Origin of the sequence: Flavobacterium album (assembly GCF_003096035.1) — a bacterium.
GTDB lineage: Bacteria > Bacteroidota > Bacteroidia > Flavobacteriales > Flavobacteriaceae > Flavobacterium > Flavobacterium album.
Genome location: NZ_CP029186.1, coordinates 3,096,582 through 3,123,080 on the forward strand (window position 1 = coordinate 3,096,582; position 26,499 = coordinate 3,123,080).

The 26,499-nt window shown below is 42.0% G+C and carries 27 protein-coding genes; 22 read left to right on the forward strand and 5 right to left on the reverse strand.

Features of this window, described 5'->3' with window-relative positions; translation table 11 throughout:
* The first annotated feature begins 126 nt into the window (after positions 1 to 126).
* From HYN59_RS14075 to HYN59_RS14085, 3 genes are all read left to right on the forward strand, one after another.
* Positions 127 to 549 (forward strand): hypothetical protein, encoded by a 423-nt coding sequence (locus HYN59_RS14075; RefSeq protein ID WP_108778888.1) that lies wholly within the window; start codon positions 127 to 129, stop codon positions 547 to 549.
* Positions 550 to 817: 268 nt separating this feature from the next.
* On the forward strand, positions 818 to 2,038 hold the full coding sequence (gene lysA, locus HYN59_RS14080; RefSeq protein WP_108778889.1) for a diaminopimelate decarboxylase: 1,221 nt from the start codon (positions 818 to 820) through the stop codon (positions 2,036 to 2,038).
* 126 nt (positions 2,039 to 2,164) lie between these two features.
* Positions 2,165 to 2,896, forward strand: a complete 732-nt coding sequence (locus tag HYN59_RS14085) for a hypothetical protein (RefSeq protein WP_108778890.1) — start codon at positions 2,165 to 2,167, stop codon at positions 2,894 to 2,896.
* Positions 2,897 to 2,914: 18 nt separating this feature from the next.
* On the opposite strand, the gene HYN59_RS14090 is transcribed toward HYN59_RS14085, so the two are convergent.
* The gene (locus HYN59_RS14090) at positions 2,915 to 3,460 is read right to left on the reverse strand and encodes a hypothetical protein (RefSeq protein ID WP_108778891.1); all 546 of its coding nucleotides are present in this window, start codon (positions 3,458 to 3,460) and stop codon (positions 2,915 to 2,917) included.
* A gap of 96 nt (positions 3,461 to 3,556) precedes the next feature.
* Between HYN59_RS14090 and HYN59_RS14095 the strand changes: the two genes are divergently transcribed.
* The 7 genes from HYN59_RS14095 (at position 3,557) to HYN59_RS14130 (ending at position 9,555) form a co-directional block, all read left to right on the forward strand.
* Positions 3,557 to 4,294 carry a hypothetical protein gene (locus HYN59_RS14095; protein ID WP_108778892.1) on the forward strand — a complete coding sequence of 246 codons (738 nt, stop codon included), beginning with the start codon at positions 3,557 to 3,559 and terminating at the stop codon, positions 4,292 to 4,294.
* 141 nt (positions 4,295 to 4,435) lie between these two features.
* The gene (locus HYN59_RS14100; RefSeq protein WP_108778893.1) at positions 4,436 to 5,083 is read left to right on the forward strand and encodes an HAD family hydrolase; all 648 of its coding nucleotides are present in this window, start codon (positions 4,436 to 4,438) and stop codon (positions 5,081 to 5,083) included.
* Between the two features lie 65 nt (positions 5,084 to 5,148).
* A complete protein-coding gene (locus HYN59_RS14105; RefSeq protein ID WP_108778894.1) occupies positions 5,149 to 6,069 on the forward strand; it encodes a YybH family protein in 921 nt (306 codons plus the stop codon).
* Positions 6,070 to 6,141: 72 nt separating this feature from the next.
* Complete coding sequence (locus HYN59_RS14110; RefSeq protein ID WP_146185945.1) at positions 6,142 to 6,753, forward strand: hypothetical protein; 612 nt, start codon at positions 6,142 to 6,144, stop codon at positions 6,751 to 6,753.
* Positions 6,754 to 6,813: 60 nt separating this feature from the next.
* The gene (locus HYN59_RS17985; protein WP_146185946.1) at positions 6,814 to 7,410 is read left to right on the forward strand and encodes a hypothetical protein; all 597 of its coding nucleotides are present in this window, start codon (positions 6,814 to 6,816) and stop codon (positions 7,408 to 7,410) included.
* A 99-nt stretch (positions 7,411 to 7,509) separates the two neighbouring features.
* Positions 7,510 to 8,928, forward strand: coding sequence for an alkaline phosphatase (locus tag HYN59_RS14125; protein WP_108778898.1), 1,419 nt, complete (start codon positions 7,510 to 7,512; stop codon positions 8,926 to 8,928).
* A 3-nt stretch (positions 8,929 to 8,931) separates the two neighbouring features.
* Complete coding sequence (locus HYN59_RS14130) at positions 8,932 to 9,555, forward strand: YiiX family permuted papain-like enzyme (protein ID WP_108778899.1); 624 nt, start codon at positions 8,932 to 8,934, stop codon at positions 9,553 to 9,555.
* Between the two features lie 151 nt (positions 9,556 to 9,706).
* Here HYN59_RS14130 and HYN59_RS14135 read toward each other — a convergent pair whose 3' ends face one another.
* On the reverse strand, positions 9,707 to 10,651 hold the full coding sequence (locus tag HYN59_RS14135; RefSeq protein WP_108778900.1) for an NAD(P)H-dependent flavin oxidoreductase: 945 nt from the start codon (positions 10,649 to 10,651) through the stop codon (positions 9,707 to 9,709).
* Between the two features lie 16 nt (positions 10,652 to 10,667).
* Positions 10,668 to 12,284, reverse strand: a complete 1,617-nt coding sequence (locus HYN59_RS14140) for a S8 family serine peptidase (RefSeq protein ID WP_108779751.1) — start codon at positions 12,282 to 12,284, stop codon at positions 10,668 to 10,670.
* Positions 12,285 to 12,388: 104 nt separating this feature from the next.
* Between HYN59_RS14140 and HYN59_RS14145 the strand changes: the two genes are divergently transcribed.
* Positions 12,389 to 13,276 carry a hypothetical protein gene (locus HYN59_RS14145; RefSeq protein ID WP_146185947.1) on the forward strand — a complete coding sequence of 296 codons (888 nt, stop codon included), beginning with the start codon at positions 12,389 to 12,391 and terminating at the stop codon, positions 13,274 to 13,276.
* 66 nt (positions 13,277 to 13,342) lie between these two features.
* Entirely contained in the window at positions 13,343 to 14,209 is an 867-nt protein-coding gene (locus tag HYN59_RS14150) for an EamA family transporter (RefSeq protein WP_108778902.1), read from the forward strand.
* 540 nt (positions 14,210 to 14,749) lie between these two features.
* Here the strand turns inward: HYN59_RS14150 and HYN59_RS14155 are convergent.
* The gene (locus tag HYN59_RS14155) at positions 14,750 to 16,072 is read right to left on the reverse strand and encodes a putative phage abortive infection protein (RefSeq protein ID WP_108778903.1); all 1,323 of its coding nucleotides are present in this window, start codon (positions 16,070 to 16,072) and stop codon (positions 14,750 to 14,752) included.
* Between the two features lie 108 nt (positions 16,073 to 16,180).
* On the opposite strand from HYN59_RS14155, the gene nadC reads away from it, so the two are divergent.
* The 4 genes from nadC to priA all read left to right on the forward strand — a co-directional run bounded on the left by nadC (position 16,181) and on the right by priA (position 21,177).
* The gene (gene nadC, locus HYN59_RS14160; protein WP_108778904.1) at positions 16,181 to 17,038 is read left to right on the forward strand and encodes a carboxylating nicotinate-nucleotide diphosphorylase; all 858 of its coding nucleotides are present in this window, start codon (positions 16,181 to 16,183) and stop codon (positions 17,036 to 17,038) included.
* A complete protein-coding gene (locus tag HYN59_RS14165) occupies positions 17,039 to 17,965 on the forward strand; it encodes a YihY/virulence factor BrkB family protein (protein WP_108778905.1) in 927 nt (308 codons plus the stop codon).
* Between the two features lie 20 nt (positions 17,966 to 17,985).
* Positions 17,986 to 18,414 (forward strand): DUF2147 domain-containing protein, encoded by a 429-nt coding sequence (locus tag HYN59_RS14170; RefSeq protein ID WP_108778906.1) that lies wholly within the window; start codon positions 17,986 to 17,988, stop codon positions 18,412 to 18,414.
* Positions 18,415 to 18,732: 318 nt separating this feature from the next.
* Positions 18,733 to 21,177 (forward strand): replication restart helicase PriA, encoded by a 2,445-nt coding sequence (priA, locus tag HYN59_RS14175; protein WP_108778907.1) that lies wholly within the window; start codon positions 18,733 to 18,735, stop codon positions 21,175 to 21,177.
* Between the two features lie 65 nt (positions 21,178 to 21,242).
* Here priA and HYN59_RS14180 read toward each other — a convergent pair whose 3' ends face one another.
* On the reverse strand, positions 21,243 to 21,941 hold the full coding sequence (locus HYN59_RS14180) for a LytR/AlgR family response regulator transcription factor (protein WP_108778908.1): 699 nt from the start codon (positions 21,939 to 21,941) through the stop codon (positions 21,243 to 21,245).
* A 178-nt stretch (positions 21,942 to 22,119) separates the two neighbouring features.
* Here HYN59_RS14180 and rpsF point away from each other — a divergent pair, with 178 nt between their 5' ends.
* The 6 genes from rpsF (at position 22,120) to HYN59_RS14210 (ending at position 26,442) form a co-directional block, all read left to right on the forward strand.
* Positions 22,120 to 22,464: a 30S ribosomal protein S6 gene (gene rpsF / locus HYN59_RS14185; RefSeq protein WP_108778909.1), complete on the forward strand. Its 345-nt coding sequence runs from the start codon at positions 22,120 to 22,122 to the stop codon at positions 22,462 to 22,464.
* 2 nt (positions 22,465 to 22,466) lie between these two features.
* Positions 22,467 to 22,763, forward strand: a complete 297-nt coding sequence (gene rpsR / locus HYN59_RS14190; RefSeq protein ID WP_108778910.1) for a 30S ribosomal protein S18 — start codon at positions 22,467 to 22,469, stop codon at positions 22,761 to 22,763.
* Positions 22,764 to 22,778: 15 nt separating this feature from the next.
* Positions 22,779 to 23,225 (forward strand): 50S ribosomal protein L9, encoded by a 447-nt coding sequence (gene rplI / locus HYN59_RS14195; RefSeq protein WP_108778911.1) that lies wholly within the window; start codon positions 22,779 to 22,781, stop codon positions 23,223 to 23,225.
* Between the two features lie 102 nt (positions 23,226 to 23,327).
* Positions 23,328 to 23,795: a DUF6495 family protein gene (locus HYN59_RS14200; protein WP_108778912.1), complete on the forward strand. Its 468-nt coding sequence runs from the start codon at positions 23,328 to 23,330 to the stop codon at positions 23,793 to 23,795.
* A 138-nt stretch (positions 23,796 to 23,933) separates the two neighbouring features.
* Entirely contained in the window at positions 23,934 to 25,931 is a 1,998-nt protein-coding gene (gene ligA, locus HYN59_RS14205; protein WP_108778913.1) for an NAD-dependent DNA ligase LigA, read from the forward strand.
* 46 nt (positions 25,932 to 25,977) lie between these two features.
* Complete coding sequence (locus HYN59_RS14210) at positions 25,978 to 26,442, forward strand: hypothetical protein (RefSeq protein WP_146185948.1); 465 nt, start codon at positions 25,978 to 25,980, stop codon at positions 26,440 to 26,442.
* Positions 26,443 to 26,499 lie beyond the last annotated feature (57 nt).

The following is a 26,499-nucleotide window of genomic DNA, read 5'->3' on the forward strand; positions in this document are numbered from 1 at the left end:
TAACCCATTCTAATGATGACGACTATGCTTCGGGGCATTCTGTGAATGAAATACCTGATTAAATATTTTACTTTTTTGGCGCAACCTTTTTACAATTTAGCATCTAAATTATAAAAAACACAAGCCATGAAAAAAACAGCACTTTTACTTTTACTCCTGCCTTCGATATGGATGACAGCATGCAGCGATGACGATAATTCCAATGTCAACGACCCACAAGCCGCAGAAGGGCAGTGGAAACTGGTAAACGTTAGCGGAAGCATTGCCGGTACCAGCCACGACTTTGCACCGGGCACCATCACATGGACTTTTGATGAGGATGCCAACACCGTTACCGTTGTAAATAATAATACCAATGAAAATGCCGAGGACTTTTTTGCTTCCGGGACGTATGATTTTCATTTTGAGGCCAACCAGAATACTCCTGATATGTGTGCACAATCCCTTTTTATTGAAAATTTAGAACTGGGATGCCAAACCGAAACTGCCACACAGCTTGTACTATCGCAGACTTGGGCGGATGGCTACCAACTTACTTTTGTAAAATAAGGTTGTTACTTGTTTAGGCCGGGTTGGATCTAAAACACTGTTTCGTCACTGCGGTTTTAAATCAGCCCGGTTTTTTTTTATTAGACTGTTAGATATTAGATTAATGGATTTTAGATTGCACGGCAAGATTTGGAATTTGTTATTTCAATATTGGAATTTAAAAAGAGATGTTGTATTTATAACAATTTGTTATATTTTGTTAATCTTCAGCAGTTGACTTGTTTTGGTTTATATTCCGATTTAATTTTACCGAAAATAAGAAGGAAATATGGACACGAAACAACTGCTGCAACTGGCCGAAGAATTTGGGAATCCGCTTTATGTATACGATGCGGCTAAAATACAATCGCAATACCAAAGGCTCGAAAAGGCTTTTGCAAAAGTAGAGCATTTAAGGATCAACTATGCCGTAAAGGCGCTCTCTAACATATCGGTACTGAAACTGCTGAAGCAAATGGGCTCCGGCCTTGATACGGTTTCCATACAGGAAGTACAATTAGGGCTGCTTGCCGGGTTTTCGCCCGACAGGATCATCTATACCCCAAACGGTGTTTCGATGGAAGAGATCGAGGAAGTAGCCGCAATGGGTGTCCAGATCAACATTGATAACCTTTCGATACTCGAGCAATTCGGAGCCAAGCACCCGAAGACACCGGTATGCATCCGCATCAATCCGCACGTTATGGCAGGCGGCAACAGTAATATTTCTGTTGGGCACATTGACAGTAAATTTGGCATTTCCATCCACCAGATGCCCCACCTGCTGCGCATTGTAGAGAATACAGGTATGCACATCAACGGCATCCACATGCACACAGGCAGCGATATTCTTGACATTGAGGTGTTCCTTTATGCGGCAGAGATATTGTTTGACACGGCAATACACTTTAAAGAACTGGAATTCCTGGATTTCGGAAGCGGGTTTAAAGTGCCTTATAAAAAAGATGATATCCAGACCGACGTGGAAGAATTGGGCAAAAAACTCACAAAACGCTTTAATGCGTTTTGCAACGAATATGGCCGGGAGCTTACACTCGCTTTTGAGCCGGGGAAATTCCTGGTGAGCGAAGCAGGTTTTTTCATGGCCAGGGTAAATGTAGTTAAGCAGACGACCTCAACGGTATTCGCAGGGGTCGACAGTGGCTTTAATCACCTCATCCGCCCAATGTTATACGGGTCGCAGCACCATATCGAGAATATTTCGAACCCTAAGGGCAAGGAGCGCTTTTACTCGGTGGTAGGTTATATCTGTGAGACCGATACATTTGCCAGCAACCGCCGCATTGCTGAAATAAAAGAAGGCGACATACTATGTTTCCGCAATGCCGGGGCATACTGCTTCTCGATGAGCAGCAACTACAATTCAAGGGTGCGCCCTGCCGAGGTGCTTTGGTATGAAGGTAAAGGCCACCTGATAAGGGAACGCGAAACATTTGAAGACATCATCCGCAACCAGGTTATTATGGAGTTTGGGGCGGCTGTGGTTTAGGTTATATATATTGTTACTTTGAAGAAGGCCACGTAGAAATACGTGGTTTTCCCATTTTATAAAAACAGGTAATTTTACCTATGATGGTCAAAATATTGTTTATTATTTTTGAGCAAAAACATATTTATGAATAATTCAAAAGCTCATTACATAATATTTCATCCTGAACACGCTAGATGTTGTGTTGAAGTGAATGCTACAGTAAAAGACAATGATACTATCATACCAAATTGGAAAGGAAAAATTTACGTAGATGCAATAGGTGCTGGAAATGAAGATCCCTTTGTTTTTAATGATCCATGGATTTATTCTTATTGTCATGCAAGTCAATTGCGAAGAAATTTCCGTAACGATAGTTTTGTCCAAAAAGGTTCAAATTTAGTTTTTGTTAGTGGGCAAGATGCTGAAAAAGGAATGCTTACAGTAGATACCGTATTTCATATAAACGATGCTTATAGATGGCAAAAAAATCCTTTGGACCTTCCAAATAAATTTAGCCAACATTATTTTAATGACAAATCCGACCTATGGAACCGTCATTTAAAGTTTCCAATTACTGAAAAAGTTCACGATTCAGTATCTCACACCTATGAAGCTAAGAAATATCGACCTGATAATCCAGAATATTCTTTCCTTCCATTAGAAAAGAGCGGTATCCGTACATCAATATCTTTTGAAAACATTCCAAGAGAAATCCGAAATAAAATTACAACTAGGATCAAAGGAAAATATCCTGCATTACTCTCTCAAATTGAGATGGATATTATTATAAGTATGATTAACCAAAAAAGTCAAATACAAGTTTTAGGAGATATTATCTTATCAGAGCAGATAGCTTTTTATTATAAAAAGTGTTAAACATAAAATCTTGCTTTCCTATTTCCTAAACACCTGCGAAATAATCCCGCCATCATACCCAATATTAATTCCCGGCTCGGCATCGCCTATGAATTGCAGTACCCTGCTGACACTATAGTTATCTATCCCGAACAATTCCGGGAATGGGTCTACTTTTTTCCTTAAAAAACCGCTTTTCGGCACGAACTCAAATGAGATATCGGTAATCATTATCCTGCTACGGGATTTAACCGTATAAAATCGGGAGTACTCGGAGAGGGTAATTTCTTCCGACTGGTTTGCAATGCCTTTAGCATGGCGGATGAAGAATACCGCAATGCCATCTTTTACCGCGACAATAAGTTCGGGTTTTTTCATCGTCAGCCCATCAAAAAGCGATTTGATGGCGAAACCAAGCCCAACAATAAATATAACGCCTCCAAGGGCGGTCTTCCATGTAAAATCATTGGCTAAAAGTGATGGAAGGGTAAACCACAATATAAGCGTAATAGCTGCTATAGCAAAAACAAAAACTATAAGTTTTGCTTTTCTGACGCGCAACGGGATTTGTAGGATATCGTTCATTACACTAATTGAGTAAAATTATGTTGCAATATATAAAATCATTTAAAGAATTTCGGCAAAAAATATATCTTTGGGACACGTAAAATAACCTATTAAATGAGAAAAATTATAATGATGCTAAGCTTCGCACTTTGTACGGTCGCGATAAATGCACAGGAAAGAATTGACAGGCCTGATTTAAAATTTGAAAAGAGTTCACAAGTCTTAACGGAAGCCACAGGATGGATTTATAATAAATCTTCCGGAAAATGGATGGAAAACTTAAATACTATTACTACCGACAAGCCTTACTCAGACAGTAAGAGAGCGATTGAATATATGCGGTCGCGGTCATCTTCAACCTTCAATAAGCTGCAAATAAAGACAATAACTTATAATAATACCCCCTATTATATACTTGTTATGGAAAGGTGGGCCGGAAGTTACAAATATCCTTCCATACAGAAGGATTGGCAAACAGGTATTCGTAACTATGCCTATATAATTAGCGAGGAAGAATATAACAAGCTTAGAAATATACAAAACTCCATTGAAGTCCTGGTTGAGGGTGATGTGTATATTTATGAATACGATGAGACCAAACTGCTTGATGAAATACAAAATGAATTAATAAAAATAGATCAGCAAAAGGCATTGGAGACACCAAAGAAAAAGAAGCAAAAGAATGAAGAGAAGAAAGGCCGCAAGATGCTATTTTTGGTAACAAAATCTACTGAAGGACAAATACGATTTAAGTTACCGATGACTATATATGGCAGTGCTCCAGACTTTTCTCAAGAATATTACGAAACAGCCCCTGAAAATTTTTCGAAACTTATTATACCAAATACATAATATATTTATCCTGGATATAATGCGAAAATTACCTGAAGTAGTACCTTAGAAAGGCAGTTTTTAATAAGTGTATTAATCAATTATTGCGAATCCTACATGCATTGAAATAAATTAAGTATTAGTAGGATTTAATTCTATTTTATGCAAAAACTCAAAGCCGTAATTTTCGACCTTGACGGTACACTTGCCAATACCCTTCCGTTATGCATCAGCGCTTTCCGGAAATCTATTGAGCCATTGGCCGGAAGGGAGGTTAGCGATGCCGAAATTATAGCGACTTTCGGGCCTTCGGAAGAAGGCACCATAATGGCCCTGGCACCAGATCATTATGATAAAGGCGTGAGCGATTACCTCCGTATTTATGAAGAAAGCCATGCTATGTGTCCCGCCCCTTTTGAGGGAGTTATTGAATTACTGGACGTTCTGAAAAATCAGGATATCCGCATTGCGATGGTTACCGGAAAAGGACAGGTTAGCGCCGATATCTCTTTGGATAAATTCGGTATCGCCCACTATTTTGAATTAATGGAAACCGGCATTCCGCATGGGCCAAGCAAGCCAAAAGGAATACAGGCGATCCTGGACATGTGGGATGATATTACTAAAGATGAGGTGATCTATGTCGGCGATGCCCCGGGTGACATTACCGCATGCAGGCAGGTGGGCATACCGGTAATTGCAGCTGCCTGGGCAGAAACCGCCGAGCCGGAGCTGCTTCTCCCTATGCTACCGGATGAGCTGTTTTATACCGTGGACGATTTCGCGGAATGGCTGAAAGACCACATATAAATTTAATAATATCGTGTAGGAAAAATTTATTACATTTGGTTGTCATCAATCATAACCAACTGAAAATGAAATACAAATTTTTCTTCCTGATGATTATCCTTACAGGGTATGCAGGCCAGGCCCAAATCATTATAAAACCTACGGATGCCCTGTGGAAAGCTATCCAGGATAAAAACCAGAAGCATGCGAAGGCTTTTGTATCCGGTGATATACCCGCACTGATGGAAACCTATTGGAACTGGGGCGTAGTAATGCCGGAACACAGCGCAACACGGTATTATCCCGATGCCATAAAAGACTATTACAAGCAGTGGCTTTCGCTTGCTAAAATGAACAACTTTACGAAAACCACCTACGAGGTGATTGATTATGATGGCTATGCATTAGAGACCGGTACCTTTACACAAAATTACACCCTGAAAGGCGGCAAACCTTATAATTATACCGGGAAATACATGGTGTTGTGGCGCACCAGCTCCAAACTCTTCGATTCGCCCTGGATAGCAGCCGAAATATGGGGTTCCAATACTCCTTTCGATGATGCTGTGCTTCCGCAGATAACAGATGAAGGCGCTGTTGTGCTGCGCGACAGGCTCACCAATTCTGATATTGAGAAAGAAGTGAAAGGGCGCAATGCTATAATTGCAAAACTTGTAAAGGAACGCAAAGGCGGCGAGCATGCGAACATGTTCCTCCCAGATGCCATTTATATGACGTATTATACCCCGATGCTGGTTGGCATAGACAAAATACGCCCTTATTTTACCGAACACGAAAAGCCGGGCGATGTGACTATAGACTCACTTTTGCTTGACGCTTCATTGGTCATGGAAACAAAAGACGGGGCTATAGAGTTCGGTTTTTACAGTGTGGGATATACAGCGAGCGGTCGTAGCGGGATGGTTAACGGTAAGAGCATTAACGTATGGAAACGAGATAAGAACGGAGCACTGATGATGTTCAGGCAAATGGTGAACCATGATTAGTTTAATATACAGCACAAAGCAATAATTAACTTGCAAATTATGTTATAGAAAAGAACTACCACCCTTGGCATCATGAAAATACTATTGACTTTAGTGGCACTTTTACTCTCGTGCCCTGGCTTTTGTCAAAATAAAGACATTAATATTGATTATATGGTATATACTCCATGGTGCGTAGCAGCATCAATAGAGGATTCGATCAAGGGTATAGACTATTCGATGGGTCTGGGAGTTGTTGCAAAAAAAATAAAAGACCGAAAAAGATCCCCTAAAAGATCGGTATCCGTTTTCCTAGATGAACAAGTGATAAGCTTATACCATAACTATAACGGATACAGGCTATATATAATAAACGCTACAGATAAAGATGAAAGGTTTGATACGGATTGTGGCGTTTTGTTCGCTGGTACAAAGGCTTATATAGATGATAAATGGCAATCTATAGAAGAAAAGCCCCTTATCATCAGCTGCAGCTTTACTTATGAAATATTGAAAACGGGATATTATTGGGAATTCCATGTACCAAAATTCACAGGAGAAATACCGGTAAAGATACGTTACAAAGTTTACGCAGGAGGTACTTATATCTATTCTAATGAGATAGATGCCAAGATCAACAGGGGACAACTAACAAACAAAACATCTGATTATCCTGAATGGGAAAAGCCTTTGGAAGAACATTAACTGAAGTATCACAATTTTATTTACCTTTAATGCGATACTTAGTACATCCACACATAACTAATGAAATTCTTAGTTCCCACCCTCTTGCTACTTTCCTTTCTCTCTATTAATGGAAAGGGCAAATTCACACATTTTGAGAAGCCGCAGCAAGGACTAACCGATACAGATACACTGATCATAGGCGATATAAACAATGATAAAATTATTGATACTGCATTCATCACCGGCCCAAAATGGCTGAATGAAGAGGATGGCTGGGGCGACCCAGGAACTTCGCCATACGAAATCGATATTACATTTTCATGCGGACTGCCTGCTATCCATAATGGCACAGCTGTAATGGGATATGTGGAGAACATCGGTGACATTAACAAAGATGGGATTTCGGAGATCATTGTTGTCCCTATATGGTTTATCGGTTGCTGGGGGCGAATGGAATTTTACACTTTCAAAGAAGGCAAATGGCACAATTTCGGTGAGGCAGAATGCCATATTTGCAATGAGGATGATTACAGATACATCGAAAGGATCACAAAACTTAGCAAAAATAAGATTCGGGTAATTGAAGATGCGTGGGACAGCGAAGCTGGCGACAGGGTAAAGAAACCGAAGATACTGAGGTTAAATTTCAAAAAACAAGCATCAAATTCCAAATAACAAACTGCGATACCCTGACATAACGAATAAATAATGTTCAAAATGAGAGGGCTATTACATTAGTTTTTTACCTTTGGTGAAATCGTACATTTTTCATCTATGGACAGAAGAAGATTTTTCAGGAATGGGTCGCTGTTTACACTTGGCGCTACATTAATAAGCCCTTTTAAAGGCACTGCCGGAATACTCGATACCGGTATATTAAACAAAAACAAGAAAGCAAAAAATATCATCTTTATGGTGAGCGACGGCATGAGCACCGGCACCCTCAACATCGCCGACCTGTACATCAACCGCAAGCTTGGGAGAAGCTCCAACTGGTTGCAATTATACAAAGACCAGCGCGTTAGCCGGGCACTTATGGATACGGCTTCTGCGAGCTCTATCGTTACCGATTCCTCAGCGGGGAGCTCTTCGTGGGGCGGCGGCATGCGGGTGAACAATGGCTCGCTGAACGTTGGCCCAAAAGGTGAAAGGCCGCTGCCGATACTCCAAAAATTCAAAAAAGCGGGTAAGAAGGTGGGCTGTGTTACTACAGTGCCAATAACCCACGCTACCCCCGCAGGATTTTGCGTGAATAATGATAGCCGCAATTCGCAGCCCGAAATAGCAGAAGATTACCTGAAAATAGGCTTTGACATAATGATGGGCGGCGGCAATAAGTATTTCAGCGCTGAAAAAAGGCAAGATAAGAAAGATGTTTATGCCGACTATAAAGCCAAAGGCTGGCAGGTAGCAAAAAACAGGCAGGAAATGCTGCAGGCTACCGAAGGAAAGCCGGTGCTTGGTGTATTTGCTGAAGATGCGCTGCCTTTCAGTATCGATCGCAGAAGTAACAGCGAGCTTGTAGCTAAAGTCCCCACCCTTGCAGAAATGGCCCAAAAAGCCATTGACCACATGAAAAACAACAAGAACGGTTTTGCCCTCCAGATAGAAGCGGGAAAAGTAGACTGGGGAGCGCACTCTAATGATATTGCCGCGCTGCTGTATGACCAGGTGGCTTTTGATGAAGCGATAAAGGTAGCGATAGATTTTGCCGAAAAAGACGGCGAAACACTGGTTATCATTACTACCGACCACGGCAACGCCAACCCGGGGGTCATTTATGGCAAAGAAGCCAACAAGAATTTTGACAACCTGCAGAATTTTGTTCAGACCAACGAATGGGTACTGAATGAGATCAAGCCGGCATCGACTACAGCACAGGTGCGCGAATTTATAAAGCATGCACAGGCAACAACTATAACCGAAGATGAGGCCAAAACGCTGTTAAGCTATTATACCGGCAAATTTGGCAAGAAGGATGGGCTGTATAATTATAACAATTTACCCTTCAGGGAATTTGCAGAAATGCAGAAACAATATAATTCGGTGGGTTGGATAAGCATGGACCACTCGGCTGATTATGTTGAGCTGGCGATGTTCGGGCCCGGCAGTGAATTGCTGAAGCCTTTTGTAAAAAATACCGACCTGCACTACCTGATGCTGCAGGCTGCTGAAGTGGAGAATAAATTTTAGCCAATGAAAACCCTGCTTTGCTTCATACTCACTTTATTATTTTTCAGCTGTAACTCATCAGGGAATTTGCCCGATGAAGACGATTTGCAGGATGGCGACCTTATTTTCCAGGAATCTACATCAGCGCAGAGCAAGGCCATACAATTGGCCACGCACTCAAAATATTCGCACTGTGGGATAATTTTTAAGGGAGAAGGCAACTGCTTTGTTGTTGAAGCCATACAGCCGGTACAGTCGACACCGCTGAAGGATTGGATCAAACGCGGGAAAGGCGGGCATTATGTAGTAAGGCGCCTTAAAGATGCCGATGATGTACTGACACCAAAATTCGTCCTTGAAATGAAGAAATTTGCCCGTATTTATTCAGGAAAAGATTACGACCTCCATTTCAGCTGGGACAATGACAAAATGTATTGCTCGGAACTTATCTGGAAAATTTACAATCAAAAAGGCAAAGGAATCGAAATAGGCCGATTACAGAAACTTAAAGATTTTGACCTGAGTAATCCTATTGTAAAAGAAAAGCTTGCCGAACGCTACGGTGATAAAATACCTTATAATGAAAAGGTTATTTCTCCCGGAGAGATATTTGATAGCGACCTGCTTGAAACAATTATTTCGAAATAGTCCTGTTTTGTTTTTACCACAAAGTGCCTGTTTATTAAACCTACATGGTTTTAAAACCTTGCAGGTTGAGAACGTAATGATGATATCCTACAAGGTCTTTGAGACCTTGTGGTATAATTTTACAAAAAACGAACTGTTTTTACGATCGGTATTAAAACTTCACAGCCATCATCTCCTGCTTTGCAATTTCGAAGTCAGCTATCATTTCCCGTAAAATTTCGCCTGCAGGTTTTATCTCGTGTATCAGCCCTGCTATTTGCCCTATCTCAAGCTCGCCTTCTTCAAGGTCGCCTTCAAACATTCCTTTTTTGGCACGCGCCCGGCCCAACAGTGTTTTCAGGTCGTCAACTGTAGGCGACTTGGCATACAGTGCCACTACATCATGGAAAAACTTGTTCTTTATCAGCCGCACCGGAGCCAGTTCCTTAAGTGTAACATGGGTATCACCATCCTGGGCATCAACTATCGCCTGCTTGAATTTTTCGTGGGAGGAAGATTCTGTTGAGGCAGCGAAACGGCTGCCCACCTGTACGCCATCGGCACCAAGCACCATCGCGGCCAGCATTCCTCTTCCGGTGGCTATTCCCCCTGCGGCTATCAGCGGCACAGACAGTTTTTCCTTTACCATTGGAATGAGAGCTAACGTTGTAGTCTCTTCCCGTCCATTATGCCCACCGGCTTCAAAGCCTTCAGCCACAACGGCATCGACTCCTGCTTCCTGCGACTTCAGCGCAAATTTCACACTGCTCACTACGTGAACAACAGTAATGCCTTTCTCCTTTAAAAATCCGGTCCATGTCTTTGGGTTGCCCGCAGAGGTAAAAACGATCTTCACGCCTTCCTCTACGATTATATTCATGATCTCCTCAATGTTCGGGTAGAGCATCGGCACGTTTACCGAAAAAGGCTTATCTGTTGCTTTTTTGCATTTTTGGATATGCTCCCTAAGCACTTCAGGATACATCGACCCTGCCCCTATGACACCTAAGCCTCCGGCGTTGCTTACGGCGCTGGCCAGTTTGTAGCCACTGGCCCAAATCATTCCCGCCTGTATTATTGGATATTGAATGCCAAATAGTTGTGTGATTCTGTTCATGTATTTATTAAAGTGGTTATTCCTTTATTATCCTGCCCGATTGTGTCTCCTGCCCGCTCTCGATCCGGTAACTGTAAACTCCTTTGGCAAGTTCGTTCATAGTTACTGAAGTATGATCTAAAGACAAATTCTCCTCCGTGACTTTTTGTCCCAAACTATTAAAAACAGTTACCGTTGCACTAAGAATCCCTTTAGGAAAAACAAAGTTTACTACTCCCTGTGTAGGGTTCGGATAGATAAGGAAAGGCTGTTTTTTGACATCTTCGAGACCAAGGCCATCGTTCAGCGCCATGGCAAAATCAGGGATGCCGTAGCCGTATTGTATATTCGGGTTGGCATAGCGGTCAGCCGATTGTTTCACCACTTGCAGTATCTCGGCATTGCTCAAACCGGGCAGCGCCTGCCATAAACAGGCTACCAGCCCTGCGGTGATAGGGCTCGAGAAAGACGTACCATTTGCCGCACCGATACTGCCGTCTACGCCTGATAAAGCCGAAGCCACTCCCTGCGCCATCACATCGGGTTTGACCCTCATATCATAGCTTGGGCCAACAGAGCTGAACGAGGCATATTCCTCTGTTGCATTAACAGCGCCTACGGTCAGCGTGTTAAAAGCGTCCGCAGGCACACCGATATGCAGATTGGCAGTATTGGCAGTATTCCCTGCTGATGTTACGCATAGCATACCTCGTGAGAAGGCGATGTTGGCGCCACGTGTTATAAACGCGGTCTCACCGTTAATATCCTCATAGGCATAGCTATAGGCCGGATTATCATATATAAAGTACCCAAGCGACGTGTTGATAACATCGGCACCTAAACTGTCTGCCATCTCGGCGGCCTGCACCCAATACGACTCCTCTACAGGGTTCTCGCCGGAAACATCTTCGGTGACGAACAGGTAGTAAAAAGCATCCGGAGCCGTGCCCACAAGTTGTCCTTCGGTATAGCCGCCCATGGTAGAAAGTACCATCATGCCATGCGTGCCACCCGAATAAAAATTATCCGACTGGCTTACAAAATTATAGCCGCCAAGTATCAGGTTGTTGTCGCGAAGCCTTTGGAACGGCTGTAAATTATCTACTCCGGGAAACCCTGCATCGAGCACAGCTATTGTCATGCCGGCACCGGTGAAATTTTGCTGGTGAAGCACATTGCCGTTGAGCATTTGTATCTGGTTGACCGAAGTTCCGTAGTTGAAATCAGCCTGGGTTTCCATAACTTTATTAACCAATGCAGGTTGTTGGATACTTCCCGGCCTTCCTGAAGTATTAAGCAACTTATTTGCAAAATCGATATGGTCTACAAAATCAAGGCTGGCAAGGTCATTTACAGCATCCTCGCTTCCGCGGACATGCAGGCAGTTGAGCCATTTGGACTTTGCCATGACGGTAATTCCGGGCGAAGCGGTTATCCCGTCGATATAAGCCTGGTGGATGGGTACGTCTATTACATCAAGCGGAATATTATGGGCGGCCCGCCTGTCGATCGCTTTTTGCGAAAGCATCTCCAGCGGGTTCGCAAGGTAAAAACCCGCATCGGGCTTATTGGTAAAATAAACCCACGCATCTTCCTGCTGTGCGGAAACTGCTATGGAAATAAGCAGGAACAGAATGTACAACAGCTTTTTCATAGGCGAAAAGTATGACATTTTTAAAAATTAAGCAAACGCACAGGCAGGTTGCTGTATTAAATTTAAAAGCTATTTTTGTAATATCCGCTAAAGAAAAATGTTTTATGAAAAATTTAATTGCCGGGCTGTTCCTGCTCGGTGTATTTACTGTCAACTCACAGGTAAAACTCACTGACTCCGATTTTAAAAACCTGGTCGCTATTGGCGAGATCCGCTCAAAAGATTATATGGCAAATGGAAAGGATTTTGACAGGTCGCTCACAAAACTCCGCACACCAAAACTCGCCCATATCGTTGATGTGCTCACACTTCTCGACGGCAATGATACAGCGCTTTTGAGTGCCCGTCACCTTACCCGCCCCGATAATGAAGAACTACAGCTTTGGTACGTATTACGCGAGATTGGGAACAATATGCAGAAAGATAACAAAAACCCACGTCCGAATACAGATGTTGCCAAAGATATCCTGGGCAAACCTATCGATGAGCGCTGGCTGGTAGATAACTATTATGATGAGCTGGACCGGGGAATATCAATGATGTTCAACGAAAAAGACTTTAGTGCGATTAACCTCGACATACAAAGTTACAACCTTAAAAACCAAACTGAAAAAGCGATCTTTTTCCTGAACATTATAAAGCCGTTCACGCAGCGTTTCATCTTGCTTAACAATGTAAAGAACCCCGATAAGATCATGGAGTTCGCTGCCCGTATGCCGCAATTTAACGGAAAGGCCTATTATACGTTTACCTACTTCGATTTTGAGGATTTTGAATACCCCTTCGATCATGGAATGGCTTCCTATACAACGACAAACCTAAAGGAATATTATAATTGGCTGATGTGCCACTTTATGGCCACTGCCGAAAAGGGAATGTCGGCTGTAACAAAAGAAATATATTACAACTCGATACTCTACACCCAAAAATATTTCAAATACTCCGGGGTAGAGACCGACCTTACCGAGATATATAATAACGCGAAACAATAATCATAGCTTTTAGTGGCTGCGTTCATACACTTTAATAACAAGCCTTATTTCATAAGATAATTTATAATGATATACCTGATACTTAGTATTATCTGCAGCGTAACGGTTGGCGCCATTTTTAAGATTTCAAAAAAGCATGATACGTGCACTACCCAGATCGTAACCTGGAACTATGTTTTTGCACTTATACTCTGCTACATTTTTTTCAACCCCGACCTTTCGATGGCCGCTCCCAAAGCACACTGGAGCCTTTATACGCCACTGGTAATCCTGCTCCCGTCGATCTTTCATTTAATGGCTACATCCATAAAGCACATGGGTATCGTAAGGACGGATGCCGCCCAAAGGCTTTCGCTGTTTATACCCATTATCGCTGCATGGCTTATATTCAGGGAAAATTTCAGTACGCTGAAACTTGCAGGCCTTGCCGTAGGATTCCCGGCCATACTGCTCATACTTGCTAAAAAGAAGGAAGAAAGCCCCAGCCGCAACTGGATGTTTCCCGTGCTCGTTTTATTTGGGTTCGGTATTATCGATGTGCTTTTTAAGCACGTCGCGATATTGCCTTCGCCAAGCTATACCACATCTTTATTCTTTATTTTTTGCGGTTCGCTGGCAGTAACCATGTTGGTTGTACTCTACCAGGTCATTATCCTTAAAATAAGCCTTAAGCTTATGAGCCTGGCTTTTGGTGCGTTGGTGGGCATATTCAACTTTGGCAATATCCTGTTCTACCTTAAGGCCCATAAAGAGTTCGCCGAGAACCCTTCAACCGTTTTTGCCGCCATGAATATGGGCGTCATCGTTGTAGGCAGCATTGCCGGTATCTTTATTTTCAAGGAAAAACTATCAAAATGGAATTATATGGGGATTGTTTTGGCTTTGTTGGCTATTGTTTTGATAACGTTGTCTCAGGTTTACAAGGGGGTGTGATGTGAAATGAATTTATTATTGCATATGTTAATATAAGTGAAATTCAAGGACTAGATTAAGTTTAAATAATAATCCCAAGTGATTGCAAAAGATCTAAAATATGTCTGGCTTTAATTGGTTAACTAAATTGTGTTGACTTGCGTTCGTGATTTGATATGTTGAAGTCCAAATGGTTTGATAACCTCTTGTATAAGATATAAATTCAACTGTTTCTCCCCGTGTTCTTGTAGTACATAGTATAACATCACATCGAAAAACATCAGTTAACTCAATTAATCTATGTTGCAATCCCGTATTTGGATCTCCTTGAGTTTCCATTCCTATTATTATTCCTTTATTTCTACAATCAATCTGAAATAATTGATTGTATGTATTAATAACGGTACTGGAAAAATTGGCGTATGGACAGGGTAAGTACTAAGAAGTAATGTAGCAAATTCTCTTAAAGTTCCACTTTTTCCTTTACCACCCGTAGTCCAAATAGCTAGGATTTTTTGTCGAAAAAATTAGAGGCAGTCATAGTTTAAAATATTTTAATTCCTATTTATAAATTACCCTTTTCTTTGCTGATGAATCACCTTCATACTGAATATTGGGGTAAAACTGCTTAAAATTAACACCATAGATTGTATCCCCAGGAATATTTTTTATGAGATTATATTTAGTTATAAGTTCAAAATCATGTTTCATGAAATCTTTTAAATCAAAATCAATTTCTGGTTTAAATTCCCAAGATTCACCCATTTTTGACAAACTATTTGCGAAAAAGATTGCCTGTTCATATGTCGATAGCTGTGCCCGTAAAATTTTGACATAATTATATTTTTCTTTATAATCAATATTTGTTTGATTATTTACATAACTTACCATTTGATATAAATGACGATAATAATGTCCTATTCTAAATTGATGTCCACCATAATATTTAATATATCTATTATGATAGTTTTCAATTTCAGTGTATGCTGAATCATTCGGTATATTGCGGTTTTTACGCCATTCGTAAACCGCTGTTACCAATTTTTTTTTCTTTGTCCTTGTTCCTGCATTTTTTATAATATTCCATTTTGTAAATATTTGTTCATCGAAAGCCGGTTTTAAGCTTAGATAATTAATTACCAAATCAATAATATCTGAACGATATTTATCTTTAAAAATATGTTTCAAAACTAAAATACCTTCAGCACTTAAACCATAAAATACTATACTATAACAAATATCAATTTTAGCTAAAAGAGCAAGACTGATATTATTATCTTTAATATATGGTTCATTTAATAATTTATTCTTATAATCATCAATATATACAGAATTAAATTTCACAAATGGACTTAATTCATTTCCACATATTATAAATTGGTTAAAAATCACTTTGAAAACAGATTTCCCTTCATAAACAATTTTTTCAATGAACAATGAATCATCATTTTCAGCTAATTTTTCTCCATTAAAATTCAATTCATCTACATTTTCTCTATGAAGTCTAATCATTTCATAAAATTGATTTTCAAACTGGGTCTTTTTAAATTGCTCCTGCTGTTCTCCTAACTCAATCTTAAACTGAATTTTATCTTCTTCTAACTGCTTTAAAAACTGTTCTCTTTGGAGTTTATTAGCTTGAAATTGCATATAAAAAGCTAAGTATGTTAACAGAACACCTCCTATGGCAATAAATGGATTCATAATTCCGCCTAATGTATCTCCAATCTCTCCTGTGTCAGTTAAATCTATAATTGAAAATTTAACAAAAAAGTATGGAGCTATAAATGAAAACAACAACGCCAAAAATGCTAAAATAAGCATTGTAATCGCTTTATAATTAAGCTTATATAATTTTATTTCGTCTGTATTATTCGCTTCCATTATATTAATTTAATAAACGCAATTTAACATTTTTAATTAATCGTAGTAAATTTTGTATTTAAATCCCATTAAAAAAATAATTGTACCTTAGCCCTACAAACAAATCCAATGATCTCGAATACCCAATTCCAGCACGAACTCGACCTTATCATAGCCAATGCCATACGTGAAGATGTTGGCCCCGGCGACTACTCATCCATTGCCTGTATACCCGCCACTGCCACAGGTCGCGCCAAACTGATCGTTAAAGACAACGGCATCCTGGCCGGCGTGGACTTTGTGCAGCAGGTATTTAAGTATGTCGACCCCAACCTTGAAATCGAGGTTTTTATAAAAGACGGTACGCCTGTAAAATATGGCGATATCGCATTCCATGTGTCAGGCAGCTCGCAGAGCATCCTTAAAGCTGAAAGACTGGTGCTCAATGCCATGCAGCGTATGAGCGCCATTGCTACCAAAACCAAAAAATATGTCGATATCCTTGAAGGGACAGGTACCAAAATACTCGATACCCGTAAGACTACGCCCGGCATCCGCGCCCTCGAAAAATGGGCCGTGAAGATAGGCGGCGGCGAAAACCACCGCTTTGCGCTATACGACATGGTGATGCTCAAAGACAACCATATCGACTTTGCCGGGGGCATTACCCCTGCCATCCAAAAGACACACGAATACCTGAAGGCAAATAACCTCGACCTGAAAATTATAGTGGAGGCACGCAGCCTGGAAGAAGTCCGTGAGATCATAAGCAACCCGGGTGTGTACCGTATCCTGCTTGATAACTTCGATTATGAGACTACACGTGAAGCTGTTGCGATCATAGGCGACTATTGCCAGACGGAATCTTCGGGCGGCATCAATGAGGACACGATGCGCCACTATGCCGAATGCGGTGTGGACTATATTTCCTCGGGTGCGCTCACCCACTCCATCTACAATATGGACCTTAGCCTAAAAGCATTCTAAATGTCGGTAGAACTCGAACACAGGCTCGAACGGATACCCGTTATAAAGCATCTTGTGCGCTTCGGCAAAAGCATAAAGCTGCCTTATAGCGAAGGGCTTACGCTGTATCACCTTGTCGAGCTCTACATTACCGGTATCGTCAATGGCGATATCTCCTACCGGGCCGGGGCCATTGCGTTCAGCTTCTTTATGTCGCTGTTCCCGTTCACATTGTTCCTGTTCAACCTCATTCCGTACATCCCGCTACAAGGCTTTAAGGAAGACTTTATGTTGTTCGTGCATGACAACGTGCCACCCAACACCTACGATGCCATAGCAGACATCATCACCGATATCATGACCGATAAAAAGGCCAACCTGCTTTCCTTCGGTATCGTGCTGGCCATCCTCCTGATGAGCAACGGTATGAATGCCATCCTGAGCGGTTTCCAGAACAGCATGCACATTACTATAAAACGGACTTATTTCAGGCAGTATGCGCTCGCCATCGGCCTGTCGCTCGTTTTTGCCATCATACTTATCATCACGGTGGCATCAATCGTAATATTGGAGTATTTTATCCAAACGCTGACCAACCATGGCTGGCTCAATGACGATGTGTGGTTGCTCAGGCTGGTGCGCTACCTGATCCTGATACTCATGATACTTACCACAACATCGCTGCTGTTTAAGTTTGCCGCCAAAGAGACCCGGCAGGCCGCTTTCTTCAGCTACGGATCGGTGTTCAGTACGGTTTTGTTTGGCTTAACCTCGTTCGGGTTTAGTATTTACGTTTCGCAATTCGCGCAGTACAATAAGCTGTACGGATCTATTGGCACGCTACTTGTATTGATGCTGTATATATGGATTAACTGTTTTATTCTCCTGCTTGGATTCGAATTAAATGCGCTTATCCATAAATTAAAACGAAAAAATTTATATATTTAACAAATTAACAACTTTAAATTATGAAGAAAGCATTATTAACCCTTCTGTTTGTTGCCGTTGCGGGAATTTTTTCTGTACAGGCACAAGTCACGGGCCGATGGAAAACCGTTGACGACGAAACCGGTGAAGCAAAATCTATCGTAGAGATCTACGAGAAAGATGGCAAGGTGTATGGCAAAGTGGTTGAAATACTCAACCCCGCCAAAAAGAACGCTACCTGCACTAAATGCAAGGGCGCTGATAAAGATAAGCCTATCCTTGGCCTTGTAATTATTAAAGGCCTTACAAAAGATGGCGATGAATGGACCGATGGTGACATCCTCGACCCAAGTAAAGGTAAGCTATACAGCTGTACCATAGAGCTCGATGGCAAGGACAAGCTTAATGTTCGCGGATACATGGGCATCTCGCTTTTGGGCCGTACCCAGACATGGTCAAGGGTTAAATAGTTTTCAGTTTGTCATTCTGAACGAAGCTCAGCGCAGTGAAGAATCTTATTTCAGAATCTAAAATATCCTAAATACCTAAAGCACTTTCGGAAACGGAGGTGCTTTTTTGTAGCAGGTTTAAGCGGTTCTTTGTTATCGCCTGTCCCGCTGTCGCCTTTATCTGCCTTCGCAGGCTGCGGCAGGATACCGGCTCTATCGGGGCTATTGGGAAATGGCAGTTGTTTTGTCGGCTATCGCATTGAATCTGCAAAACTCTCACCTTCGGGGTTAGGAGCTTTTTATTATCTTTGTGGTATATAACCCACTCACATCCTGTATATGCCATATTTCATCGAAGTAATCCTGCCATTAAACCTGACTAAGCCACTCACCTACTCTATCACACAAGGAGAATATGGCTTCCTTAAACCCGGTATGCGTGTCGCGGTACCAGTTAAAAATAAGATCTATACAGGCTTAGTTACTGAATTGCATCAAAATGCACCATTACTTTACGAAGCAAAGGAAATCCACCAAATTCTCGACGATGAACCTTTAGTAACTAAAATACAGCTTGCGCACTGGCAATGGGTAGCGAATTATTACATGTGCAGCATTGGTGAGGTGTACAAGTCGGCAATGCCAAGTGGTTTTTTGCTGGAAAGCGATACGATCATTACATCACTCCAGGATTTCGATGTCGAAAGCGGAGAACTTACTGATGACGAATATCTTATTTATGAAGCCCTGCAACAGCAATCGGCATTGAAGATACAGGAAGTTACTTCCATACTTAATAAAAAAACAATCCTTCCTATCATTAACCGGCTGATTGCAAAAAATGTGGTGGCTATACAGGAGGAAATATCTGAAAAGTACAAGCCCAAGACCATACGTTACATCCGCCTGCCGGAAGAATTCCTGCGGGAAGAACAGCTTGCTGAATTGATGGAATTGTTATCTAAGGCACCTAAACAGCGCGAGGCCGTGATGCAGTATTTCCAGCTTCAGGCATCGGAAAAAAAACCCATTACTGCTAAAAAGCTTAATGATTCGGGGATAAATTCTACAGTCATAAAGTCTTTGATAGACAAAAACATCTTTGAAGAATATTTCCTGGATGAAGACCGCGTACAGTTTGAGGGCGATAATAATGCAGGCTTTGGCCTCAGTCACAAACAAAAAGAAGCATTTGACGAAATAAAGAAAAGCTTTGGGCAAAAAGATGTTACACTGCTTCATGGCATTACGTCGAGCGGCAAGACCGAGATCTATATTAAGCTCATTGAAGAATATATAAATTCCGGCCAACAGGTACTGTACCTCCTTCCGGAAATCGCGCTTACGACACAGCTTGTAGTACGGCTTACCGCCTACTTTGGCAACCAGGTAGCAGTATTCCACAGTAAGTATAATAATAACGAACGGGTAGAAACCTGGAACCAGGTGCTGTCTGCATCCGAAACGGCAAAAGTCGTCATCGGGGCGCGTTCTGCCTTGTTCCTGCCCTTCCAAAACCTGGGGCTTATCATCATCGACGAAGAGCATGAGCCAACTTTTAAGCAGCAGGACCCGGCTCCACGCTACCATGCACGTGATGCGGCCATCGTTTTGGCGAATGCCCATAAGGCTAAAGTTTTACTGGGGTCGGCAACACCCTCTATAGAAACGTATTACAACGCGTCCGGCGGCAAGTATGGCTATGTAGAACTGAAGGAACGCTTCGGTAAGGTAATGCCGCCTGAAATCATCCTCATTGACTTGAAAGACAAATACAAGCGCAAGCAGATGACCGGGCACTTCAGCGATTTTATGATCGAAACCATTGCCGAAACGCTGGCCAATGGCAAGCAGGTCATCCTGTTCCAGAACCGCCGCGGCTACTCGCCCTGGGTAGAATGCCTGACCTGCGGGCATGTTCCGCAATGCCCACAATGCGATGTTAGCCTTACCTACTATAAATATAAAAACCAGCTGCGCTGCCATTATTGCGGCCACCACATTGCCAAGCCCACGCACTGCCATAAGTGCCAGTCGCCCGACCTCGATACCAAGGGATTTGGTACCGAGCAGATAGAACTCGAGCTTAAAACATTGTTCCCCGATAAGCATTCGTGGCGCATGGACCAGGATACTACCCGGGGCAAGCATGACTACGAAAAGATAATCGATTCGTTTAAGAACAGGGAAATTGATATTTTGGTAGGTACCCAGATGCTGGCAAAGGGGCTGCATTTTGATAATGTTGCGCTCGTGGGGATAATGAATGCAGACAACATGCTGTACCAACCGGATTTCCGTGCATTTGAGCGCGCTTACCAAATGATGGTTCAGGTTGCGGGGCGTGCCGGGCGGAAAGACCAGCGTGGTAAAGTTTTGATACAAACGTATAACCCACTGTATAATATCATTCGCCAGGTGACCGATAATGATTATGAAGGCATGTACAAGGAGCAGCTATATGAAAGGCATAATTTTAAATATCCTCCGTTCTTCAGGCTTGTACGGATTACATTGCGGCATAAGGATTATGAGAAAGTAAAAGAGGCGGCAATTTGGCTGTTCAATGTGTTGTCGCAACAGCTTGGCGTAACGGTGCTGGGGCCGGAAGAGCCGGGCATCAACAGGATACGCAATGAATACATCCGTACCATAATGATCAAGATCCCACAAGGTGCCGCGCTGGGAGGCACCAAAAAAGCGATACAAAGGGTGCTCTCAAGCTTTGATGCCGTATCACAATACAGGGCAGTAAAGGTGACACTTAATGCCGACCCGTATTAGTTATAACAATACAGGCATATAGAAAACTATATGCCTGTATTATTGTTTTTTTAGGTAAGGGGATTCTAGGACGGTTTGTTGAGTGCGTTAGCAAGGTCTTCTTTTTTATTGCGGCTCAGGGGTATCTGTGTTTTGCCTATTTCTGCAAATTTGCTGTTGAAACGCTGCACCTTATCAATATTGATGATAAAGGATTTATGAACCCTCAGGAATTTATCTGGCGGCAGGTCGTTTTCAAAAGATTTCATGGTAGAGAGCACCAGGTGCGTATCGTCTTCGGTATTGATCTTTACATAATCCCCGAAAGCCTCTATCCATTTTATTTTTGAGATATAAACCTTGAAGTTCTTGAGGTTGCTTTTTACAAAAATAAATTCGGCCTCCTCTTCGGCACCGTCATTTTTCATCTGGTGCATTTCAATAGCCTTTTGCACTGCCTTGTAAAAACGCTCCTTATTGACGGGCTTATGCAAATAATCGACAGCGGCGTAATCAAAAGCCTTAAGGGCATAATCTGATTTTGACGATACAAAGATGATCTGCGGCCTTGATTTGAGTCCATCGAGCAGGTCGAACCCTGTTTGTACCGGCATTTCTATATCCAGGAACAGGAGATCGACGCTTTTGTTAAGGATGCAGTTACGGGCATCTGAAGCATTGGAAAAATCTCCAACGAGCGTCAGGTCGGGATGCTCATTAACCAGTTTTGCTACAGTAATCCTATGTATTGTGCTATCATCAACAACAACACAGTTAAGTTTCATTTGTCATGCTCTGTTTATAATGTTCAGTAATTTTGTTTCGTTTTTTTAGTTTGGGATAAGACAAATATAAACAAAAAATCATTTTTAACAATTCCAAAAAAAGCAAAATTACCTCTTGCGCATTAAATATAAATAATTACATTTGCACCCAATTTTATAACAAATAAATATTTTTATTATGAATCACTATGAAACTGTTTTCATCTTGAATCCCGTTTTATCTGAAACCCAGGTAAAGGAAACAGTAAGCAAGTTTGAAGATTATCTTACTTCAAGAGGTGCCCAGATCGTTGCAAAAGAAGACTGGGGATTGAAAAAATTGGCTTACGAGATCCAGCACAAGAAAAGCGGATTTTACACACTATTGCAATTCCAGGCTCCGGGCGAGATCCTTATCGGCTTTGAAACCGAATTCCGTCGTGACGAAAGGGTAATGCGTTTCTTAACCGTAAGCCTTGACAAGCACGCCATCTCATGGGCAGAAAGAAGAAGAGAAAAATTAAAAACTAAAGCAGCCAACTAATCATGTCAAATATAGAGCAGTCAGCTAAAGGAAAAAAAGACGGGGATATCAGGTATCTTACGCCTTTGAACATAGAAACGAACAAGACTAAAAAGTATTGCCGTTTCAAAAAATCAGGTATCAAATATGTAGATTACAAAGACCCTGATTTCCTATTGAAATTCGTAAACGAGCAGGGGAAATTGCTTCCGCGCCGTTTAACAGGGACTTCCCTAAAATACCAAAGGAAAGTATCTGTAGCTGTAAAGAGGGCACGTCATTTAGCATTAATGCCATATGTGGCTGATTTATTAAAATAAAAAGGAGTCAATATTATGGAACTTATACTTAAACAAGACGTACAGAATTTAGGTTTTAAAGATGATGTAGTTACCGTGAAAGCCGGATATGGCCGTAACTTCCTAATTCCACAAGGATTTGCCCAAATGGCAACGCCTTCAGCTAAAAAAGTTTTGGCTGAAAACCTTAAACAAAGGGCTTTTAAAGAGCAAAAGATTGTAAACGAGGCAAAAGCGACTGCTGAAGCGCTTAAAGCACTTGAGATAAAACTAACTGCAAAAGCAGGCGGCGAAAAACTATTTGGTTCTGTAACCAATGCTGATATCGCAGAAGCGCTTGAAAAAGCAGGACAGCCTATCGACAGGAAATTCATCACAAGCGGTATCGTTAAGCGTACCGGCAAATACTCTGCAAGCATCAGGCTTCACAGGGATGTGATCGTTGACCTTCCTTACGAGATCGTTGCTGAACAGGAAAAATAATTTTCTGAATATATATAGAAAGCCTTCCTTTTGGGAGGCTTTTTTGTTTTACATACACATACTACTTTGTAACTTTGCCACTCTGAAACTTTAGAACGCACAATGAAATACGCACGACTTACAAAAGAACAGCTTGAAGAACTGCACCCGGAATTCATAAACTTCCTGGCATCGCAGTCTATAGATAAAACCGAATGGGATACCCTGAAAAAAGAAAAACCTGAAGTAGCCGAACAGGAGATCGATGTGTTCTCTGACCTGATATGGGAAAACGTGGTTTCCAAAGCGGAATGGCTGGAACATTATTCTAAAAATCATATCTTCCTGTTCAAGCTCGACCAGGAAAAAATGGAAAGCATCGTTATCCATGCACATACTCCCATAGCCGATTTCCTTACAGAAGGCGGCCTGCAATGGCTCAATGAAAATATCTTTTCGGATGAAGTACAAATCCAGCGTGGCGCGAAGCCTTTCAGCCAGGAAAGGAACGATGAGATATTCAGCCTTATCGAGCAGGGCGCTATTTTGAGCGACGGTACGCTTTATAAGCAACTGGAGGATATGTTTTAGAGGAAGGGGCTGAGAGCCTTAAGTGCTGAGTTATTGAGGTTATTAGTTACTTAGCATCTTAGCGACTAAGAACCTCAGCAACTTTGCAGCTTTTTCAAAAAACTTGGCTAAATTAGCGGGGCAAACAAATTTCAGCCAATGAACATCGAACAGCAGATAAACGCCCTTCGGGAAGAACTCAACCAGCACAACCATAATTACTACGTACTTGATGCCCCGACCATATCCGACTTTGAGTTTGACATCAAACTCAAAGAACTTCAGGATCTGGAGGCAAAGCATCCTGAATATTATGATGCCGACTCTCCTACCCTGCGTGTGGGCGGTGCGGTTACCAAAAACTTCAATACGATAGCACACGAATACCGCATGTATTCACTGGACAACAGCTATTCCAAAGAGGAGCTGCTGGAATGGGAAAAACGTGTGCACCGGGGCTTAGGAACCGATAATGTGCAGTACACCTGCGAGCTGAAATACGACGGCGCTTCCATAAGCATTACTTATGAAAACGGGAAACTAAGTCGGGCAGTAACACGTGGCGACGGTTTTCAGGGCGATGAAGTGACTACCAATATAAAGACCATACGCGCTGTTCCGCTTAAGCTAAAAGGCGACTACCCTGAAAAATTCGAGATTCGCGGGGAGATCATCCTCCCGCTTGAAGGGTTTGCCAAAATGAACCAGGACATCCTGGCTAATGGCGGTACGGCCTACGCCAATCCGCGTAATACCGCATCGGGCTCCCTAAAGCTGCAGGATAGCGCTGAAGTGGCCAAACGCCCGCTGGATTGTTTATTGTATTCTCTTATTGGCAATAACCTTCCTGTCGCTACGCAGTTTGAAGGCCTTGACAAAGCGCGCCATTGGGGCTTTAAAGTCCCTAAGGAAGCACGCCTTGCCAAAAATATGGAAGAAGTGATGCAATTCATAGGCCATTGGGACATACACCGCCATGAACTGCCGTATGAAACCGATGGTGTGGTAATAAAAGTGAACGATATCCACCAGCAGGAGGAACTGGGCTATACCTCCAAGTCGCCACGCTGGGCTATTGCATACAAGTTTAAGGCGGAACGCGTTTCTACCAGGCTAAATTCAATTACCTACCAGGTGGGCCGTACCGGTGCGATAACCCCGGTTGCGAATCTGGAACCTGTACAGCTTGGCGGTACGACCGTAAAACGTGCGTCACTCCACAACGCCGACCAGATTGAAAAGCTGGACATCCGTGAAGGCGATGAAGTATTTGTAGAAAAAGGCGGCGAGATCATCCCTAAAATCATTGCGGTTGATTTTACAAAAAGGCCGGAAGATTCAAAACCAACTATTTATATTGAAAAATGCCCGGAGTGCTTTACGGAACTGGAACGCAAAGAAGGCGAAGCACAGCACTACTGCCCTAACTACTATGGCTGCCCTCCGCAGATAATCGGGCGCATACAGCATTATATTTCGCGAAAGGCGATGGATATCGAGGGCCTTGGCGGCGAAACCGTGGCGTTGCTATATAATTCAGACCTGGTGCACAATTATGCCGACCTCTATGAACTGAAAAAAGAACAAGTTGTCCCACTGGAGCGCATGGCAGATAAGTCGGCGGAGAACCTTATCAATGGTATTGCCGCATCGAAGCAAATCCCGTTCGAGCGCGTGCTGTATGCCCTTGGGATACGTTACGTGGGCGAAACCGTTGCCAAAAAACTGGCAAAACACTACAAAAACATTGACAATCTGGCGAATGCCTCGTTAATGGATTTGGTTTTGGTTGATGAGATCGGAGAACGCATTGCGCAAAGTGTTATTGAGTTTTTTGAAAATGAAGAGAACCGCAAGCTTGTAGAACGCCTGAAAAGCTATGGTGTACAACTGGAAACCACTGCTGCCGATACAAGCGTAAGCGACATGCTTGCCGGCAAAATATTTGTGGTATCGGGTGTTTTTGCCAAATTCTCACGCGATGAACTGAAAAAAGCGATAGAAGATAATGGCGGCAAAGTTGGCAGCTCTATATCATCTAAAACCGACTATGTGATTGCCGGTGACAATATGGGCCCTGCGAAATTGGAAAAAGCAAATCAGCTGGGTGTAAAGATCATTAGTGAGGATGAGTTTATTTCTTTAGTAAGTTCCTGAGTGGCTTAGGTTCTGAGGCTCAGTGTATATCAGTAAAATAGAATCGATGAAAAAGCATATTATCTTTTTGTTGTTTATCGGCCTAAATTTATATTCCCAAGATAAAGGAATCGAAATTTATACAATTAAAACTATCAATAATTCCGAGAAGGACTGCAATAATTGTTTCGATATCAGCAAAGAAATTTTGTCAGGTGAGCCATTATTGAAAACCACCGATATTGACCATTTTGATTGGGAAAAACAGCAATTTATCTTAAATGATACTGGGAGAGAGAAGGTACGTAAATTAGATATCCCAATGGATGGATTGCCGGTTGTATTTGTAATTAATGATGAACCGATTTATGGTTTTTGGCTATGGCATCCGTTATCATCCCATGTATGTGATCGTGTTTTAACATATCCGAATTGGAGCTTTGAACTGGAATTTGGACTTCCAAATGATGGTTTTGGTTCAGATCCAAGATATGATGCGAGGATTAAAAAGTATTTGAATATCAAAGACTAATTCAGGATACACTCAGAAAAGCCCAGATTAAATGAATTAAATATCTCCGCTGCCAAA

Bases quoted from the DNA above. Each gene is read 5' to 3' on its own strand.
- HYN59_RS14145 (WP_146185947.1), top strand. From the start codon at position 12,389: ATGAAAAATTTAATTGCCGGGCTGTTCCTGCTCGGTGTATTTACTGTC.
- ligA (WP_108778913.1), top strand. From the start codon at position 23,934: ATGAACATCGAACAGCAGATAAACGCCCTTCGGGAAGAACTCAACCAG.
- HYN59_RS14090 (WP_108778891.1), bottom strand. From the start codon at position 3,460: ATGAACGATATCCTACAAATCCCGTTGCGCGTCAGAAAAGCAAAACTT.
- HYN59_RS14170 (WP_108778906.1), top strand. From the start codon at position 17,986: ATGAAGAAAGCATTATTAACCCTTCTGTTTGTTGCCGTTGCGGGAATT.
- lysA (WP_108778889.1), top strand. From the start codon at position 818: ATGGACACGAAACAACTGCTGCAACTGGCCGAAGAATTTGGGAATCCG.
- HYN59_RS14150 (WP_108778902.1), top strand. From the start codon at position 13,343: ATGATATACCTGATACTTAGTATTATCTGCAGCGTAACGGTTGGCGCC.
- HYN59_RS14125 (WP_108778898.1), top strand. From the start codon at position 7,510: ATGGACAGAAGAAGATTTTTCAGGAATGGGTCGCTGTTTACACTTGGC.
- HYN59_RS14155 (WP_108778903.1), bottom strand. From the start codon at position 16,072: ATGGAAGCGAATAATACAGACGAAATAAAATTATATAAGCTTAATTAT.
- rplI (WP_108778911.1), top strand. From the start codon at position 22,779: ATGGAACTTATACTTAAACAAGACGTACAGAATTTAGGTTTTAAAGAT.
- HYN59_RS14110 (WP_146185945.1), top strand. From the start codon at position 6,142: ATGAAAATACTATTGACTTTAGTGGCACTTTTACTCTCGTGCCCTGGC.
- HYN59_RS14140 (WP_108779751.1), bottom strand. From the start codon at position 12,284: ATGAAAAAGCTGTTGTACATTCTGTTCCTGCTTATTTCCATAGCAGTT.
- HYN59_RS17985 (WP_146185946.1), top strand. From the start codon at position 6,814: ATGAAATTCTTAGTTCCCACCCTCTTGCTACTTTCCTTTCTCTCTATT.
- HYN59_RS14105 (WP_108778894.1), top strand. From the start codon at position 5,149: ATGAAATACAAATTTTTCTTCCTGATGATTATCCTTACAGGGTATGCA.
- HYN59_RS14165 (WP_108778905.1), top strand. From the start codon at position 17,039: ATGTCGGTAGAACTCGAACACAGGCTCGAACGGATACCCGTTATAAAG.
- HYN59_RS14180 (WP_108778908.1), bottom strand. From the start codon at position 21,941: ATGAAACTTAACTGTGTTGTTGTTGATGATAGCACAATACATAGGATT.
- HYN59_RS14075 (WP_108778888.1), top strand. From the start codon at position 127: ATGAAAAAAACAGCACTTTTACTTTTACTCCTGCCTTCGATATGGATG.
- HYN59_RS14100 (WP_108778893.1), top strand. From the start codon at position 4,436: ATGCAAAAACTCAAAGCCGTAATTTTCGACCTTGACGGTACACTTGCC.
- HYN59_RS14200 (WP_108778912.1), top strand. From the start codon at position 23,328: ATGAAATACGCACGACTTACAAAAGAACAGCTTGAAGAACTGCACCCG.
- HYN59_RS14130 (WP_108778899.1), top strand. From the start codon at position 8,932: ATGAAAACCCTGCTTTGCTTCATACTCACTTTATTATTTTTCAGCTGT.
- HYN59_RS14095 (WP_108778892.1), top strand. From the start codon at position 3,557: ATGAGAAAAATTATAATGATGCTAAGCTTCGCACTTTGTACGGTCGCG.
- rpsF (WP_108778909.1), top strand. From the start codon at position 22,120: ATGAATCACTATGAAACTGTTTTCATCTTGAATCCCGTTTTATCTGAA.
- HYN59_RS14085 (WP_108778890.1), top strand. From the start codon at position 2,165: ATGAATAATTCAAAAGCTCATTACATAATATTTCATCCTGAACACGCT.
- HYN59_RS14135 (WP_108778900.1), bottom strand. From the start codon at position 10,651: ATGAACAGAATCACACAACTATTTGGCATTCAATATCCAATAATACAG.
- nadC (WP_108778904.1), top strand. From the start codon at position 16,181: ATGATCTCGAATACCCAATTCCAGCACGAACTCGACCTTATCATAGCC.
- HYN59_RS14210 (WP_146185948.1), top strand. From the start codon at position 25,978: ATGAAAAAGCATATTATCTTTTTGTTGTTTATCGGCCTAAATTTATAT.
- priA (WP_108778907.1), top strand. From the start codon at position 18,733: ATGCCATATTTCATCGAAGTAATCCTGCCATTAAACCTGACTAAGCCA.
- rpsR (WP_108778910.1), top strand. From the start codon at position 22,467: ATGTCAAATATAGAGCAGTCAGCTAAAGGAAAAAAAGACGGGGATATC.